The sequence below is a fragment of the Pseudoduganella namucuonensis genome (genome assembly GCF_900116645.1).
Taxonomy (GTDB): Bacteria; Pseudomonadota; Gammaproteobacteria; order Burkholderiales; family Burkholderiaceae_D; genus Rugamonas; species Rugamonas namucuonensis.
The window spans coordinates 386,959-403,955 of record NZ_FPBO01000001.1 but is presented as its reverse complement, the minus strand read 5'-3'; the positions used below and the strand labels follow the sequence as shown (position 1 = coordinate 403,955).

Below are 16,997 nucleotides of genomic sequence, written 5' to 3'. Positions count from 1 at the left end.
GACCCGCACGCATGCGGCGGACTAGGACTCCGCCCTACGCTCTCAACTCAGAGCGGCAACCAGTTCGACATCGGCCACTTGCGTCGGCCGTATCCGTATCAGGTGCCGGTACAGCGGCGGCATCGCCCGGCAGATCGCGTCCAGCTCCTCTTGCGGCACGGATGGCAGCACGTACTGGAACTGGGCCGCGTTCGAACTCGACAACTCCCCCTCCATCGTCGACCCGTAGGCGCCCAGCTCCATGAAGCTCAGCGCGCCCGCGTCCGGCCCCCGCGCGAAGACGAAGGTGCCGTCCTTGGGATGGCCGAGGTACTGGCGCACCTCCGCGCGCTGCGCCTCGCCGGCGTCCTCCATCAGCTTGTAGCGCAGCTGCGCGTACTCGCGCGTGCACTCCATGAAGGCGGTGCGGATGTCCGACTTGTTGCGCCGGCCCGGCATGCACAGCAGCAGGTTGCCGAAGGAATCGAGCAGCGCCACCGCGTCGCCGTCGCCGCCCATGACGCGGTCGCGCGCCATGGCTTGCAGCAGCGCGGGGGCCAGGCTGGCGTCCGGCAGGTGCGGATCGCAGCGCGCCGACAGCGCCTCCGGATACGTCTTGCGCAGGGCCATCACGATGGCGTGCTTGGACGACAGCGTGGCCGGGTCCCGCATCCGCTCCGGCGGCGGGTCCTTGTCGAACAGCGCCATCGCGTCCTTGGACGTGGCTTCGAACACCAGCGAGCACAGGGCCTGCGTGGGCTCGGCGATGTTCTTGCCGATGAAGAAGGGCTTGGGCGCCGCGCCGCTGGCCTCGCGCGCGTACTGCGACTCGCCCAGCACCGCCGGGTAGGCGAAGGTGGCCTGGGCCCGCGCGCGCAGGCCGGCCGGCAGCGCGTCGAAGCGCGCGCTGCCGTCGTAATTGATGCCGGCGTCGGCGTCCGTGGCGGCCACCAGCACGTTGAAACCGCCGGCCAGGATGGCGCCCGTGCACATGCAGCACGGGTCCAGCGAGGTGACGATGGTGATCTCCCGCGGCGGCGGCAATTCCGCGCCCCCGGCCAGCTCGGCGTGGTACCAGTCGATCAACTGGCGCTCGCCGTGCGCGGTGGGATCGAACACCAGGCCCTGCCGGATCACGTTGTTGTGCAGCGCCTTGAGCACGTTGCCGGAGGCGTCCAGCATGGCGCCGCCGACCCCGAAAGTGCCCTGGGTTTTCGCCGCGATGGCCTCGTTCGCCGCGACGGCGACGGCGGCCTGCACATCGACGACCTTCTTCACTTCTTTTTCAGGTCCGCGCCGCCGAAGGCGTTCGGCAGCTGGGCTGCGGCGGTGGTCTCGAGGATGTCGCCCTTGAGGTTGGACAGCACCACCGGCAGCTCGTTGCCGCCCAGTTCCAGGATCACCTGGCGGCAGGCGCCGCAGGGGGCGATGGGGCCGTCGGTGTCGCCGATCACGGCCAGCTTGTCGAAGTCGCCCGGCTGGTAGCCGTGGGCGAAGGCGCTGAAGAAGGCGGTGCGCTCGGCGCAGTTGCACAGGCCGTAGGACGCGTTCTCCACGTTACAGCCGTGGAAGACGCGGCCGTCGCCGCACAGCAGCGCGGCGCCCACCTTGAAGTTGGAGTACGGCGTGTAGGCCTTCAGGCGCGCTTGCGCGGCCTGGGCGATCAATTGTTCGTTGTTCATGTTGGCTCCTTCAAAACCAGAGGCAGAACCCGGGGTCAGACCCGTTGGGTCTGACCCCGGCCCTTCGTTTTGGGTTATGGGCGGATGGTGCGGTAGATGACGGGGTTGGCGGCGGGCTTGTCGTCGGCGATGACGTAGGCGGCCTGGATCTCGGCCACCGCCTGCGCGGCGGCGGCCTCGCTGCGCGCGTGCACCATGGCCAGCGGCTGGCCCTCCTCCACCTTGTCGCCCAGCTCGGCCAGGCCGGTCAGGCCGACCGCGAAGTCGATGCTGTCGGTCGGCCGGCGGCGGCCGCCGCCCAGGCTTACCACCGCCAGGCCGATGCCGCGGCAGTCGGTCGCGGCGGCGTGGCCGGACCTCGGCGCCGGCGCCGGCACCACCACGGGCGCCGTTTCCAGGTGCTTGTCCGGGTTCTCGACCAGGTCCGCCGGGCCGCCCAGCGCGGCCACCATGCGGGCGAAGCGCTCGGTGGCCGCGCCGGTGTCCAGCGCGGCCTGCAGCTTCATGCGCGCCTCGGTCTCGGTGGTGGCCACCTTGCCCAGCACCAGCATCTCGGCGCACAGCGCCATCGTCACCTCGTGCAGGCGCGCCGGGCGCGACTTGCCGGTCAGGTAGTCCAGCGCGCCGCGCACCTCCAGCGCGTTGCCGGCGTACGGCGCCAGCGACTCGCTCATGTCGGTCAGGATGGCGGAGGTCATCATGCCGGCGCCGTTGCCGACCTTGACGATGCTCTCGGCCAGTTCCACCGATTTGTCGTAGCTCGGCATGAAGGCGCCGCTGCCCACCTTGACGTCCATGGCCAGCGCGTCCAGGCCCGCCGACAGTTTCTTCGACAGGATGGAGCCGGTGATCATGGCCACCGATTCCACCGTCGCCGTCACGTCGCGGATGCTGTAGAAGCGCTTGTCCGACGGCGCGAGCTGCGCGGTCTGGCCGATGATGGCCACGCCCACTTCCCTCACCACCTTGCGGAACAGCTCGTTGTCCGGCACCGTGCAGTAGCCGGGGATGGAGTCGAACTTGTCCAGCGTGCCGCCGGTGTGGCCCAGGCCGCGGCCCGAGATCATCGGCACGTAGCCACCACAGGCCGCCACCATGGGGCCCAGCAGCAGCGACACCACGTCGCCCACGCCGCCGGTGGAGTGCTTGTCGACCACGGGGCCGGGCAGGTTCAGCGAGCGCCAGTCCAGCACGTGGCCGGAGTCGCGCATGGCCAGCGTGAAGGCCACGCGCTCGTCCATGTTCATGTCGTTGAAGTAGACGGCCATGGCCAGCGCGGCGATCTGGCCCTCGCTGACGCTGCCGTCGGTGATGCCGCGCACGAAGAACTGTATCTCCTCGGCGGACAGCGCGCCCTTGTCGCGCTTCTTGCGGATGATCTCTTGGGTAAGGAACATGGTTTTTTTCTCGGTTTTGTAAGGTACTTGGGCCGCGAACCCAAATCGCTTGCGCGACTGAGCTGCGGCCCGGGTGCGGGGTCGGACCCAACGGGTCCGACCCCGGCATTTGCCGTTGGTTTACACGCCGTACGGAATCCAGATGTTCTTCACCTGCGACGCGTGCGCCAGCACGGCGCGGCCGCCCGCCTGCGCGGTGCTGTACCAGTCGCGCCCCTTGGCGCCGCCGGTCCAGGTGCGCTTCAGCGACGCCGCCGACAACCGCTCCACTTCCGCGCAGCCCTCGGCCGAACCGTCGTGGCGCCACACGGCGTCCACGTCCGAGTGCGAGGCCAGCGTGCGCGCCAGTTCGTCCGCCGAACCGGTGACGATGTTGACCACGCCGTCCGGCAGATCCGAGGTGTCGAACACCTGGTACAGGTCCGTCGCCGACAGCGGATGCGCCTCGGACGGCACCACCACCACCCGGTTGCCCACGGCGATGGCCGGCGCCACCAGCGAGACCAGGCCCAGCAGCGGGTTCTCGTTCGGCGCCACGATGCCGATCACGCCGATCGCCTCGTTCAGCGCCACGGTGATCCCGTGCATCGGCGGCTGGTGCGCCAGGCCGTCGTACTTGTCGGCCCACGCCGCCCAGTAGAACAGGCGCTCGACGGAAGCTTGTACCTCTTTCTCGGGATTCCCGGCGCCCGTCATGGCCGCGATACGCGCCGCGAACTCGCCGCCGCGCGCCGCCAGGTTCTCGGCGATGTAGTACAGCACCTGCGCGCGGTTGTGCGCGGTGGCCTTGGTCCAGCCGGTGGCCTTGTGCGCCGCTTCCACGGCGTTGCGGATGTCCTTGCGGTTGCCCTCGCCCACTTCGCCGAGGAAGCCGCCGTCCGCGCCGTGCACGGCGCGGCTGTAGGCACCGTCCGGGCGGGCCTGCTTGCCGCCGATGTACAGCTTGGCGGTGCGGTCGATCGCGAACACGTCGCCGGCCGGCGCGGCCGATTTGGCCTTGGCCGGCGCCGTCGGCACCGGCGCGGCGGGACGCGCGTCCTCCGACACGGGCACCAGGTATTCATACATGCCTTCGCGGCCGCCCTCGCGGCCGTAGCCGGATTCGCGGTAGCCGCCGAAGCCGCAGGCCGCGTCGAACTGGTTGGCGGTGTTGATCCACACCACGCCGGCCTTGATCTGCGGCGCCACGTCCAGCGCCAGCGAGATGTTCTCGGTCCACACGCAGGAGGCCAGGCCGTACACGGTGTTGTTGGCCAGCTGCACCGCCTCGGGCGGGGTGCGGAAGCTCATCGCCACCAGCACCGGGCCGAAGATCTCGGCCTGCGCCACGGCGGCGGAAGTGGACGCGCCGGTGATCAGCGTGGGCGGGAACCATGAGCCGTCGGCCGGCAATTCGCAGCCGGCCGGCTGATACACGGAGCAGCCCTCGGCGCGCGCCGATTCCACCAAGCCGTGGATGCGCTGGCGCTGCACCGGATCGACCAGGGCGCCGATGTCCATCGACTTGTCCAGCGGCGAGCCGAGGCGCAGGTTGTCCATGCGCGCGCGCAGCTTGGCCAGGAAGCGCTCCTCCACCGATTCCTGCACCAGCAGGCGCGAACCGGCGCAGCAGACCTGGCCCTGGTTGAACCAGATCGAATCGACCAGGCCCTCGACGGCGGCGTCCAGGTCGGCGTCCTCGAACACGATGAAGGGCGACTTGCCGCCCAATTCCAGCGACAGCTTCTTGCCGCTGCCGGCGGTGGCCTGGCGGATCAGGCGGCCCACTTCGGTGGAGCCGGTGAAGGCCAGCTTGTCGATGCCCGCGTGGTTGACGATGGCCTCGCCCACGCGGCCGTCGCCGGTGACGATGTTGACCACGCCGGCCGGCACGCCGGCTTGCACGCAGATGTCGGCGAACAGCATGGCGCTCAGCGAGGTGAATTCGGCGGGCTTGAAGACGACCGTGTTACCGGCGGCCAGCGCCGGCGCGATTTTCCACGCCAGCATCAGCAGCGGGAAGTTCCATGGCACGATCTGGCCGACCACGCCCACCGGACGGTGGTTGGCGAACTCCTCTTCCTGCAGCTGGGCCCAGCCGGCGTGGTAGTAGAAGTGGCGCGCCACCAGCGGCAGGTCGGCGTCGCGGGTTTCGCGGATGGTCTTGCCGTTGTCCAGCGTCTCCAGCACGGCGAACAGGCGCGCGTGCTTTTGCATCAGGCGCGCGATGGCGTACAGGATCTTGGCGCGGCCATGGCCGCCCAGGCCCTGCCAGCCCGGCTGCGCGCGGCGCGCGGCCCGCACGGCGCGGTCCACGTCGGCGGCCGTGGCCTGGGTCAGTTCGGCCAGTTGCTTGCCGTCGGCCGGGTTGTTCGACGCGAACAGCTCGCCGGCCTCGCTCCAGGCGTTGTCGATGAACAGGCCGAAGGCGCGGCCCTTCTGTTCCAGCCACGCTTGCGCTTCTTTCTGGCTTTCTGGTGCCGGGCCGTATTCCATGGTGTTGAGAATCTCGTTGATAGTTGGCATGACGAATCCGTGATTAAGGTTGCGCGTGACGGTGGGCGGCCGAGTAGTTGCCGGTGACGTAGTGCTCGAGCTGGCGCTCGATGTCCGTCAGCAGGCTCGATGCGCCGATGCGGAACAGGTGCGGCTCCAGCCACTCGTTGCCCAGTTCCTCCTTCATCACGGTCATGTACTGCAGCGCGGCCTTGGCCGTGCCCACGCCGCCGGCCGGCTTGTAGCCGATCATGAAGCCGGTCCGCTCGTAGTACTCGCGGATGGCGCGCACCATCACCAGCGACACGGGAATGGTGGCGTTCACGCCCTCCTTGCCGGTCGAGGTCTTGATGAAGTCCGCGCCCGCCATCATGCACACCCACGAGGCCTTGGCCACGTTCTCCAGCGTCGTCAGCTCGCCGGTGGCCAGGATGGCCTTCACGTGCGCGTCGCCGCAGGCCTGGCGGTAGGCCACCATCTCGTCGTACAGCGCCTGCCAGTTGCCGGTCAACACGTGCTGGCGGGTGATGACGATGTCGATCTCGGAGGCGCCGGCGGCCACGCTCAGCTCGATCTCGCGCACCTTGGTTTCCATGCTGGTCAGGCCGGCCGGGAAGCCGGTGGACACGGCGGCGATGGGCAGGCGGCCCTGCAGCACCTTGACGGCCGGCGTGATCATCTCGTGGTAGACGCAGACCGCGCCGGTGCTCACGTTGGCGATGCCCAGCGCCTCCACCAGATCCGAACGCAGCGGGCGCATGGCCTTCATGCACAGGCGCTCGACGCGGCCCGGCGTGTCGTCGCCGGACAGCGTGGTCAGGTCGATCAGGCCGATGGCCTTCACCAGCCACGCGGCCTGGTACTCTTTCTTCACGGTGCGGCGGTTCGCCAGCGACGCGGCGCGGCGGTCGGCCGCTGCCTTGTTCACATGGATGTGGTTCAGCCAGCCCAGGTCGAGCGGCATCGCCTCGTTGCGTTTGAAATCGGTCACGATGGTCATAGCAGGTTGGTTCCGTTGGAAAGGGGTTGCACGCCGAGGTGGTGCGCGATGGTCTGGCCGATGTCCGAGAAGGTGTCGGAGACGCCGAGCGCGCGGCCTTGCACGCCGGGACCGAAGAAGATCACGGGGATGTGCTCGCGCGTGTGGTCGGAACCGGGCGAGGTCGGATCGCAGCCATGGTCGGCGGTGATCACGCACAGGTCGCCCGGCTTCAGCCTGGCCATGAATTCTGGCAGGCGCGCGTCCATCTCGTGCAGCGCGTTCGAATAGCCGGCCACGTCGCGGCGGTGGCCGAAGGACTGGTCGAAGTCGACGAAGTTCACGAAGGTCAGCGACTTGTCGCCCGCCTCGCCCTCCACCTTCAACAGCGCGTCGAACAAGGCCATGTTGTCCACGCCCTTGACCACGCGGCTCACGCCCTTGCCGGCGTAGATGTCGCTGATCTTGCCCAGCGCGATCACCTCGCCGCCAGCGTCCTTCACGTGGTCCAGCAGCGTGGGAGCGTGCGGCGGAACGGCGTAGTCGTGGCGGTTGGCCGTGCGCTTGTAGTCGCCGTTGGCCCCCACGAAGGGACGCGCGATGATGCGGCCGATGTTGTAGGGCTTGACCAGCTCATAGGCCTTCTCGCACATGTCGTACAGGCGCTCCAGGCCGAAGTGCTCTTCGTGCGCGGCGATCTGCAGCACCGAGTCGGCGGAGGTGTAGAGAATCGGCTTGCCGGTCGCCACGTGTTCGTCGCCCAGCTGGTTGATGACGGTGGTGCCGGAGGCGTGGCGGTTGCCCAGGAAGCCGGGCACGCCGGTCAACGCTTGCAGCTTGTCGGTCAGCTCTTGCGGGAAGGACGGCGCGGTCTTGGGGAAGTAGCCCCAGTCGAACAGCACCGGCACGCCGGCGATTTCCCAGTGGCCGCTCTGCGTGTCCTTGCCGGTGGACTGTTCGCGCGCCGCGCCGTAGGCGGCGGTGAAGCCCTCGCGCAGCGCGAAGCCCTCGGCCCACTGGCCGCAGGCGGTGTGCGCGGCGGCCGCGAGGCCCAGCTTTTCCATATTGGGCAGGTCCATGGGCTTGCCCTCCCTGGCGGCCCAGGCGGCGATGTGGCCGAAGGTGTTGGTGGCGGCGTCGCCGTATTTGCCTGCGTCCGGGGTCGCGCCCAGGCCGAAGGAGTCCAGCAGGAGGATGAATGCGCGTGACATGATCAGGCTCGCTCAAAAAAGATAGTGTAGGCCGAATAAAGCGCAAGGGCGGTCCAGCCGCCCCTTATTCTTTACGCCTTCGGCGTTTTGGCCACGTTTTCCAGGAAGCCCAGAATCAGCTTGATCAGGCTTTCGGCGCCCACCGCCGCGTATTTCAGCGTCTGCTCGTGGGACAGCGGGAACGGCGACAGGCCCTCGGCCAAGTTGGTGATGACGGACACGCCCACCACCTTCAAGCCGCAGTGGCGCGCCGGCACCACTTCCGGCACCACCGACATGCCCACCACATCGGCGCCCAGCGTCTTGAAGGCGCGGATCTCGGCCGGGGTCTCGAAGTTCGGGCCCGAGTAGGCGATGTAGACGCCCTCGTGGATGGTGATGTTCTTCCCGGCGGCGGTGTCCTTCAGCAGCTGGCGCAGCTCGGCGTCGTAGGCGTTGGCCATGCTGAAGAAGCGCGGGCCGAAACGCTCGTCGTTCGGGCCTATCATCGGCGTGCCGGGCAGGAAGTTAATATGGTCGGTCAGCGCCACCAGCGAACCGGCGTCCACCTCCGGACGCAGCGAACCGGCGGCGTTGGTGACGAACAGGAAGTCCACGCCCAGCAGCTTCAGCGTGCGCACGGCGGAGGTCATCACGCCCAGGCCGTAGCCCTCGTAGAAGTGGCCGCGGCCCTTCAGGCACACCACCTGCACGCCCGCCAGCGTGCCGATCACCATGGCGCCGGCGTGGCCGTGCACGGTGCTGATCGGGAAGCCGGGCAGTTCGTCGAAGGGGATGGTCACCGCGTCCGCCATCTGCTCCGCCAGGACGCCTAGGCCGGAACCGAGGATCATCGCCACGCGCGGCGCGAAGTTCGCCGGCATGCGGGAACGGACGAGTGCGGCGGCCTGGAAGGGAGCGTTGTTAGACATGGTTATCCTCGTTTTATATGGGGTGGTGTATACGAGCTGTTGGGGATATGTCGTACTAAGGGAGCCGTAACTATGCATGATGGTTTATATGTATGGCAAATACCATTTTTCTTGCGTATTTATACGAGTGTGATATAAATCGAGGGGGCACTCTAGACGATTAGCACACGATTGACACTGGACGAACATATGTTTACGATGACGGACATATGTTTACAAGGCATACACCGTGACAGACCTCTCCAAAAAAGAACAGCTGTACGAACTGATACGGGCCAACCCCTTTGTTTCACAGCAAGACCTCGCGGTAGAACTGCGCCTGTCACGGTCCGCCGTGGCAGGCCACATCGCCAGTCTCATCAGGGAACGCCGCCTGCTGGGCCGCGCCTACGTGTTGCCGATCAAGCGCCCTATCATGTGTATAGGCGCTGCGAACCTGGACCGCAAGCTGCGCACGCTCCACCCCATGCAGATGGGCACCTCCAATCCCGCCACCGCCGAGGAAGTCCATGGCGGCGTGGCACGCAACATCGCTGAAAACCTCTCCCGCCTCGGCATCGCCGCCGCCCTGCTGACCGCCGTGGGCGACGACGCGTCCGGCGTGGCGCTGCAGCGGCACGCGGAGGCGGCCGGCGTGGACACGCGCGGCAGCCTGAAACTGCCCAACACCTACAGCGGCACCTACACCGCCGTGCTGGACGAGCGCGGCGAGATGGTGCTGGCCTTGGCCGACATGGCCCTGTACGACCAGCTCACGCCCGAATTCCTGTCCAGCCGCGCGCCGCAGCGCATCGCCGCCTCCATGGTGGTGGCGGACATGAACCTGCCGCTGGCCAGCATGGCGGCGCTGCTGGAGGAGGCCCGCATGGGCGCCGCGCCGCTGGTGGTGGTGGCCGTGTCGCAGCCGAAGATGGCGCGCCTGCCGGCCGACCTGCGCGGCCTGCGCCTGCTGATACTGAACCAGGGCGAACTCGAAACCCGCGTCGGCCGCAAGCTGGTGACGCAGGCCGAGATGGCGTCCGCCTGCCGCGAAGTGCGGGCCCAGGGCGCGCAGGACCTGATCATCACCTGCGGCGGCGAGGGCGTGTACTACACCACCGCCTCCAGCGCCGACGGCCTGGCCTGGCTGCCCGCGCCGCGGGTGGACGTGGTGGACGTGACCGGCGCCGGCGACGCCTTCGCGGCCGGCGTCTGCTGGTCGCTATACCAGGGCAACGGCGACATGACGCTGGCCTGCCGGCGCGGCCTGAAGGTGGCGGCCATGACGCTGGAAAGCCCGGACACCGTGTCGCCGCTGCTGGCGGCCGACATCCTCGACGAGATCAACGAATTCTCCGACCTCGCCTCCTCCCCCATTCCGCAGGACTGACGCCATGCACCAATTCCTCTCCTACTCGCAAGAAGTGGCCAACGCGCGCGCCACGGGCAAGCCCGTGGTGGCGCTGGAATCGACCATCATTTCGCACGGCATGCCCTACCCGCAAAACGTGGAGACGGCCAGGGAGGTGGAACAGATCATCCGCGACGCGGGCGCCGTGCCGGCCACCATCGCCGTCATGGGCGGCAAGATCCGCATCGGCCTGTCCGGCGAGGAGCTGGAATTGCTGGGCAAGTCGCCGGACGCGATGAAGGTCAGCCGGCGCGACCTGCCCTACGTGCTGTCGCAAGGGAGGCTGGGCGCCACCACCGTGGCGGCCACCATGATCTGCGCCGAGCTGGCCGGGATCCCCGTGTTCGTCACCGGCGGCATCGGCGGCGTGCACCGCGGCGCCGAGACCAGCTTCGACATCTCGGCCGACCTGCAGGAACTGGCGCGCACCTCGGTGGCCGTGGTGTGCGCGGGCGTGAAATCCATCCTCGACATCGGCCTCACGCTGGAATACCTGGAAACCCACGGCGTGCCGGTGGTGAGCGTGGGCCAGCCCGGCTTCCCCGCCTTCTTCACGCGCGACAGCGGCTTCAACGCCGACTTCCAGCTCGACACGCCGGCCGAGCAGGCCGCCTTCATCCACACCAAGTGGAAGCTGGGCCTGAAGGGCGGCGTGGTGGTCAGCGCGCCGGTGCCGGAGGCGGAGGCGATGCCCAAGTCCGAGATCGACATGATCACCGACCAGGCGCTGCGCGAAGCGGCCGACGACGGCGTGACCGGCAAGAAGGTCACGCCCTACCTGCTGGCGCGCATCAAGCAGTTGACGTCCGGGCGCAGCCTGGCGACCAACATCGCGCTGGTGAAGAACAACGCGAGGGTGGGCGCGGAACTGGCGCGGGCCCTGCTGGAGCACCCGATTACCTGAAGCCGCCGTATCGACCGAAGAGCGTTGCCATGTCCATCGACCTCAAGCAGTTAAAGTACTTCCTCGCCGTCGCCGAGGAAAAGAGTTTCAGCCGCGCCGCCGAGCGGCTGCACATCTCGCAGCCGCCCCTGAGCCAGCAGATCATGAAGCTGGAGAGCGAACTGGGTGTGCGCCTGTTCGCGCGCACCACGCGCACCTTCGAACTGACCGTGGCGGGCAAGGCGCTGATGGTCGAGGCCTCGGACCTGCTGGCGAAGATGCGCATGACGATCGACACCATCCGCCAGATCGACCGCGGCGAGGTGGGCCGGCTGCGGGTGGGCATCGTGGGTTCGGCGATGTGGGGGCCCATCCCCAGCATGCTGGAGGAATTCCAGAGCAAGTTCCCGCGCGTGACGTGGACCATCCACGAATTCGGCCCCACGGTGCAATACGAGGCGCTGCGCTCCAAGCAGATCGACGTCGGTTTCTGGCGCGAGCCCAAGCTGAGCGACGACGAGCTGCGGCACGACAACCTGCGCCAGGAACTATGCTTCCGCGAGAACGTGTGCGTGGCGATCAACGAGCACCATCCGCTGGCCAAGCAGGAGGCGATCGAGCTGATGGACATCGCCCACGAGCCGATGCTGACGCTGGCGCTCGACAAGTCGCCCTTCCCGCGCTACCTGCTCCAGTGCTGCGTGAAGGCCGGCTTCGAGCCGCAGATCTTCCAGGAGGCCAACGAGCCGCAAACGCTGCTGGCCATGGTGGGCGCCGGGCTGGGCGTGACCCTGCTGCCCGAGACCACGAGCCGCATCGGCTGGCCGGGCGTGGTGTTCGTGCCGATCCGCACCAATCCGCCGTCGGCGAACCTGTACATCACCTACACCACCCTGGACGACGCGCCCGTGGTGCGCGCGTTCCTGAACATCCTGAAACCCGCGGCATAAACCAAAAGCAACTGCCGGGGTCAGACCCGCTGGGTCTGACCCCAGATTCTGCCCCTGGTTTTAGTGCGTGGCGCCGCCGGCGTAGCGGACGTCGGATTCGACCTCCAGCGCGGTGCGCACCGCCACGCGCAATCCCTCCACCATGTCGGCCAGGGCCATGCTGGGCGCGCCCGGATGCGCGGCCGCCTGCCGCGGCAGGTAGGGGATGTGGATGAAGCCCGCCCGCATCGGCGCCACGCCGCCACGCTCCATGCGCTCGGCCGCCACATGCATCAGGCCATAGAACACGTGGTTGCACACGAAGGTGCCCGCCGTCTGCGACACCGACGCCGGCAGCCCCGCCGCGCGCAACTCGCGCGCGATGGCCTTCACGGGCAAGGTGGAGAAGTAGGCCGCCGGGCCGCCCTCCACCACCGCCTGGTCCACCAGTTGCTGCTGCTGGTTGTCGAGTATCGGCGCGTCGTCGATGTTGATGGCCACGCGCTCGACGGACAGGTCGCAGCGCCCGCCCGCCTGCCCCACCGCGATCACGATGCTGGGGTTCAGCTCCTCGATGGCCCGCGCCATCACCTCGTTGGCCAGCACGAACACGCAGGGCAGCTGCCGCGCGGCGACCGTGAAGCCCTCCTCGCTCCAGCCGTCCAGCGCGCGCACCGCCTCCCAGGCGGGATTGATGGTTTCTTTGTTGAAGGGCTCGAAGCCGGTCAGCAGGACGGTTTTTTTGCTCATGGCGTATGACGATTCAATAATTCATCAGGAAGTACAACAACAGTATATTCGCTCCCAATAGCGGCAGCGCGGTCGGAATCTGGGCCTTGATGACGGCGTTGCGGTCCGGCAGGTCCAGCAGCGCCGTGGGGACGATGTTGAAGTTGGCGGCCATGGGCGTCATCAGGGTGCCGCAATAGCCGCTGAACATGCCGATGGCGGCCATGACGGCGGGATTGGCGTGGTACACGCCCACCAGCACCGGGATGCCGACGCCGCCCGCCATCACGGGGAAGGCGGCGAAGCCGTTGCCCATGACGATGGTGAACAGCGCCATGCCGCCGCAATACACGGCCACGGCGACCAGCTTCCAGTCCATATTGATGTAGGAGGTGCTGACGTGCGCCACGGCCTTGCCCACGCCCGCCTCGCTGAACAGCAGGCCCAGCACGGCCAGCATGTGCGGCAGCACGATGGCCCAGCCCATGGCGTCGACCAGGCGGCGGAACTCGCGCGCGCCCTGCAGCGGCGTGGCGCGCAGCATGGCGCAGGCCACCGCCACGGCGATCACCGACGCCACGCCCAGCGCGGCCAGGGTCAGGTGCTTCTGGTCGAACAGGAACAGGCCGGCGATCTTGACGTCCTTGAGCGCCGTGGAGGCGAACATGGTCACGGCCGGGATCACCAGGGCCGGGATGAACAGCTTGTGGCCCAGCCGCCGGGCGCTGCTCCGGCGCTCGGACTCGGGCAGCATTTTCGGCGCCCCCATGCGCACGCCGCCGAAGCCGGCCAGCAGGGCCATGGCGATCATCGTCAGCCCGGCCATGGCCGGCGGCAGCACGTCGCCGGCCAGGTAGACCAGCGCATACAGGGCCCAGAACAGCGCCGTGGTCCAGCGTTTGGGATTGCTCTTGTCGCTCACCGTCAGCAAGGCGAGCAAGGCCAGCATGGCGCCCAGCAGCAGGTAGAAATAATCGAGCTTGAAGATCATGGCCGGGCGTCCTTGTCCGTGGCGGCCGCGGTGGCTTGATGGGCGGCCAGCAGTTCGCGCTCGATCTCGGCGTCCAATCGACGCAGGCGCCAGGCGTGGATGATGTAGGCGGTGATGGCGGTCGGTATGCCCCACAGCGCGATGTGCAGCGGATTGACCTCGATGCCCTCGCCGCGCAGGATGGTTTGCATCAGCACGATGGCGCCGAAGGCGACGAAGATGTCCTCGCCGAAGAACAGGCCGACGTTGTCGGTGGCGGCGGACATGGCGCGCACCTTGTGCCGCAGCCGTTCGCTGATGCCGGGGTGGCGCAGTTCGGCCGCGCCCTCGGCCATCGGCGCGACCAGCGGCCGCACCATGTTGGGATGCCCGCCCAGGCTGGTGAGGCCGAGCGCGGCGGAGGCTTCGCGCACCGTCAGGTAGACGATGAGGATGCGGCCCGCCGTGGCCGACTTCACGCGGGCGATGGAGGCTTGCGCGTGCTCGCGCAGGCCGAAGCGCTCCAGCAGGCCGATGGCGGCCAGCGGCAGCAGGTAGATCAGCGGCAGGTTGCGCGTCTTGACGAAGGCCGTGCCCAGCGACGCCAGCAGCCCTTCCAGCGGCATGGACGCCGCGAGGCCGGTGGTGAAGCACGCGGCGGCCACCACCAGCACCGGGTGCGCGCGCATCAGGAAGCCGGCCACGATGACGGCCACGCCCAACAGTGGCCAGAGGTTTACTGCTGCCTGCATGATCAGCCTCCCTTATGAGTTTTGCGCATATGTTACATAAAAAAAACCCCGCGCATCATCGACGCGCGGGGCCCAAGGTTTCCTGATCTGCTTCTATTGGTGTCAGAAGTTGGCTTTGAACTGCATGCCGTAAGTGCGTGGATCGTTGACGATGCCGGTCAGGTTGTTGAAATCGATGGCGCCCAGGGACTGCACGCGGTTGGTGATGTTGCGGCCGTAGGCGGCCACTTCATACTTGTCCCACTTGTAGCCCACGCGCAGGCCGCCCTCGGTCAGCGGCTTGGCGGTGTACTCCTTCGCCTCGTACAGGAAGAAGTTGTACTTGGTGCGGTAGGTCCAGTCGGTGTAGGCGTACAGCTCGCCGTCGCCCAGCGCCATGCTGTACTTCAGCGAGAAGTTGTGCTGCCACTTCGGCGCGCGCGGCAGCGGGTTGCCGTTGATGCTGGCGGTGCCGGCGAACGGGCCGCGTGGATCGGTCACGGTGCAAGGCGCGCCGCAGCTGGACACGAACAGGGACGCGTCCTTGATCTCGGTGTCGTTGTAGCTGGTGCCGAAGGTGGTGCTGAACCCGCCGCCCAGGTTGGCCTGGAAGTCCAGCTCCACGCCCTGGCCGGTCACCTCGTCCGCGTTGATCAGGCGGTTCATGTTGACGGTGCCGCTGCCGGCGGTCAGCTGCTTGTCCTTCATCGTGTAGTGGAACACGGTGGCGCTCATGCGCGCGCGGCGGTTGAACAGGTCCTGCTTGATGCCGGCCTCGAACGACAGGGCCTTCTCCGCCTCGGCCTGGGTCGGCAGGTCGGCCAGGCCGAACAGGCGGCCCTGCATGCTGGGCGCGCGGTAGCCGGTGGCGACGCGGCCGAACACGTTGGTGTCCTTGTCCAAGGTGTAGGTGCCGCTCGCGTCCCAGCTCACGTTGGAGGTGTCGCTGTTCAGGCGGTGCGCCGAGCTGGTGGCCTCCACGCGGGTGGCCAGGAAGTCCTTCTTGTCCTTGGTGTAGCGCAGGCCGCCGCGCAGCTTCAGGCGGTCGGACACGGCGTAGTTCAGCGTGCCGAACAGCGCGAACGACTCGGCGCTCTGGAACTGGCGCGCGTATTCCTTGTTCTGCGGGTTGCCCGGGGCCAGCGAGTTGAAGCTGATCGAATCGATCTGGATGTCCTCGTTGAAGTAGTAGGCGCCGGCGATCCACTGCAGCGGCCCGGCGTTGGTGGACTCGGCGCGGAACTCCTGGGTGAACTGGCGGTGGTGCGGAACCAGGTCGGCCGTTTCAACCGTGAACGGGATGAAGCCGGGGCCCATCGGCGGCGCGTACGAGGCGCCATAGCCGCCGTCCACGTCGGCGCGGCTGAACAGCTTGAGCGTGTCGTAGCCGGTGATCGAGTGCAGCGTCACGCCCGGCAGCTCCCAGCGCAGGCGCGCGCTGCCGCCGCGGGTGCGCAGCCATTGCTCGTTGACGCCGTCGGTCGGGTAGGAGCCGTAGTCGAAGTTGTCGACCAGGTCGTTGGTGCCCTGCTTCAGGATGTTGGCGCGGAACAGCGTGGCGCTGGCCTCCATGTTGCGGGCGTGGACGTTGAACAGGGCGCTGAAGTCCCTGGTCGGCTTGACCAGCAACTGCAGGCGCGCGGCGTCGTCGCCGTAGCCTTCGAAATTCTTGGTGCCGGTGGGGCGCGGATTGGTCACGCGGTCGTCGCGGTTCTGGCTCTGGCCGGAGAAGCGGGCCGCCACGGTGTCGCTGATCGGCAGGTTGTACGCGCCTTCCAGGTTGCGCACGCCGTCCTTGCCGAAGCCCACGCTGGCGTAGCCCTCGGTCTTGAAGACCGGCTTGGCGGAGTCGAACTTGATGACGCCGGCCGGGGAATTGCGGCCGAACAGCGTGCCCTGCGGGCCGCGCAGCACTTCAACCTGGTCCACGTCGAACACCGGGAAGCCCTTCAGCATCGGGTTTTCCATGACGATGTCGTCCATCACCAGGCCCACCGGCTGGGAGGCGTTCAGGTCGAAGTCGGTGTTGCCCAGGCCGCGGATGTAGAAGCGCGGGAAGGTGCGGCCGTAGTCGGATTCGACGGTCAGGCTGGGCGAGCGGCCGGACAGGAAACGGATGTCCTGGCCGCCGGAGGTCAGCACGTCCAGCTTCTCGCCCTTGATGCTGGCGATGGACATCGGCACGTCCTTGATGTTTTCCGCGCGGCGCTGCGCCGTCACGATCACCTGCTCCAGCTGCCCAGAGGTGGACTCACCCGCGGCCTTCGGCTTGGCCGCTGGCGCGCTGGCCTCCTGCGCCGCCTGCTCGTCCGCCATCGCGTTATGCAGCGGGAACGCGCCGGCGATGGCCAGGGCGATCAGCGTACGACCAGCGTACTTCGTTTTCATCATCATGAACGGCTCCGTTTGTGGGGGTAAATATGTGTCGGCCAAGCTTTGCAAATTGCAAAGAAAATCGAAATAAGGGCGGATCGTAGCATGAATTGTTTTGACAGGAAATTACGGAAAACACCTTTTGTATTTATTCAAACAACATATAAATAAGCAACAAAAAACGTATTTGCCATACATATATGCCCTCATGCATAGTAAGCGACTGTCTAAGCGCTAGGCACGCAAGTGCGAAAATGCTAGATGAGCCCTAGATAGAGGGAGCGCCCCTGGGAATGGAAGCGATGGCGCGGCGGCACGGCGGCGGAATTCGGCGGGTAGATGTCGATCTGCTATCAGA

At 67.4% G+C, this 16,997-nt stretch carries 14 protein-coding genes; 3 read left to right on the top strand and 11 right to left on the bottom strand.

Annotated features, from left to right (window positions below):
• Nucleotides 1–42: 42 nt before the first annotated feature.
• The 7 genes from BM436_RS01765 to xapA all read right to left on the bottom strand — a co-directional run bounded on the left by BM436_RS01765 (nt 43) and on the right by xapA (nt 8,634).
• Nucleotides 43–1,257: a cytidine/deoxycytidylate deaminase family protein gene (locus tag BM436_RS01765; protein WP_093552824.1), complete on the bottom strand. Its 1,215-nt coding sequence runs from the start codon at nt 1,255–1,257 to the stop codon at nt 43–45.
• Complete coding sequence (locus BM436_RS01760; protein ID WP_093552822.1) at nt 1,254–1,661, bottom strand: cytidine deaminase; 408 nt, start codon at nt 1,659–1,661, stop codon at nt 1,254–1,256. Before BM436_RS01760 ends, BM436_RS01765 begins: the two co-directional genes overlap by 4 nt.
• A 74-nt stretch (nt 1,662–1,735) precedes the next feature.
• Nucleotides 1,736–3,058: a thymidine phosphorylase gene (gene deoA / locus BM436_RS01755; RefSeq protein WP_093552820.1), complete on the bottom strand. Its 1,323-nt coding sequence runs from the start codon at nt 3,056–3,058 to the stop codon at nt 1,736–1,738.
• A 120-nt stretch (nt 3,059–3,178) separates the two neighbouring features.
• Nucleotides 3,179–5,563 (bottom strand): aldehyde dehydrogenase family protein, encoded by a 2,385-nt coding sequence (locus tag BM436_RS01750; RefSeq protein ID WP_371859615.1) that lies wholly within the window; start codon nt 5,561–5,563, stop codon nt 3,179–3,181.
• A 13-nt stretch (nt 5,564–5,576) separates the two neighbouring features.
• Nucleotides 5,577–6,533 carry a deoxyribose-phosphate aldolase gene (gene deoC, locus BM436_RS01745; protein WP_093552818.1) on the bottom strand — a complete coding sequence of 319 codons (957 nt, stop codon included), beginning with the start codon at nt 6,531–6,533 and terminating at the stop codon, nt 5,577–5,579.
• A complete protein-coding gene (locus BM436_RS01740) occupies nt 6,530–7,723 on the bottom strand; it encodes a phosphopentomutase (RefSeq protein ID WP_093552816.1) in 1,194 nt (397 codons plus the stop codon). The genes deoC and BM436_RS01740 overlap by 4 nt, the downstream gene beginning before the upstream one ends.
• 71 nt (nt 7,724–7,794) lie before the next feature.
• The gene (gene xapA / locus BM436_RS01735) at nt 7,795–8,634 is read right to left on the bottom strand and encodes a xanthosine phosphorylase (RefSeq protein ID WP_093552815.1); all 840 of its coding nucleotides are present in this window, start codon (nt 8,632–8,634) and stop codon (nt 7,795–7,797) included.
• 229 nt (nt 8,635–8,863) lie between these two features.
• Here xapA and BM436_RS01730 point away from each other — a divergent pair, with 229 nt between their 5' ends.
• Genes BM436_RS01730 through BM436_RS01720 form a run of 3 tightly spaced genes read left to right on the top strand, consistent with a single transcriptional unit; the run spans nt 8,864 to nt 11,857 of the window.
• Nucleotides 8,864–10,003: a carbohydrate kinase gene (locus tag BM436_RS01730; protein ID WP_093552813.1), complete on the top strand. Its 1,140-nt coding sequence runs from the start codon at nt 8,864–8,866 to the stop codon at nt 10,001–10,003.
• A gap of 4 nt (nt 10,004–10,007) precedes the next feature.
• A complete protein-coding gene (locus tag BM436_RS01725) occupies nt 10,008–10,928 on the top strand; it encodes a pseudouridine-5'-phosphate glycosidase (protein ID WP_093552811.1) in 921 nt (306 codons plus the stop codon).
• A gap of 29 nt (nt 10,929–10,957) precedes the next feature.
• Entirely contained in the window at nt 10,958–11,857 is a 900-nt protein-coding gene (locus tag BM436_RS01720) for a LysR family transcriptional regulator (protein ID WP_093552809.1), read from the top strand.
• A gap of 60 nt (nt 11,858–11,917) precedes the next feature.
• On the opposite strand, the gene pcp is transcribed toward BM436_RS01720, so the two are convergent.
• From pcp to BM436_RS01700, 4 genes are all read right to left on the bottom strand, one after another.
• A complete protein-coding gene (pcp, locus tag BM436_RS01715) occupies nt 11,918–12,586 on the bottom strand; it encodes a pyroglutamyl-peptidase I (RefSeq protein WP_093552807.1) in 669 nt (222 codons plus the stop codon).
• A 13-nt stretch (nt 12,587–12,599) separates the two neighbouring features.
• Nucleotides 12,600–13,556 carry a DUF979 domain-containing protein gene (locus tag BM436_RS01710; RefSeq protein WP_093552805.1) on the bottom strand — a complete coding sequence of 319 codons (957 nt, stop codon included), beginning with the start codon at nt 13,554–13,556 and terminating at the stop codon, nt 12,600–12,602.
• On the bottom strand, nt 13,553–14,287 hold the full coding sequence (locus tag BM436_RS01705) for a DUF969 domain-containing protein (protein ID WP_093552803.1): 735 nt from the start codon (nt 14,285–14,287) through the stop codon (nt 13,553–13,555). Before BM436_RS01705 ends, BM436_RS01710 begins: the two co-directional genes overlap by 4 nt.
• 102 nt (nt 14,288–14,389) lie before the next feature.
• Entirely contained in the window at nt 14,390–16,657 is a 2,268-nt protein-coding gene (locus BM436_RS01700) for a TonB-dependent receptor (protein WP_371859616.1), read from the bottom strand.
• Between the last annotated feature and the right edge of the window lie 340 nt (nt 16,658–16,997).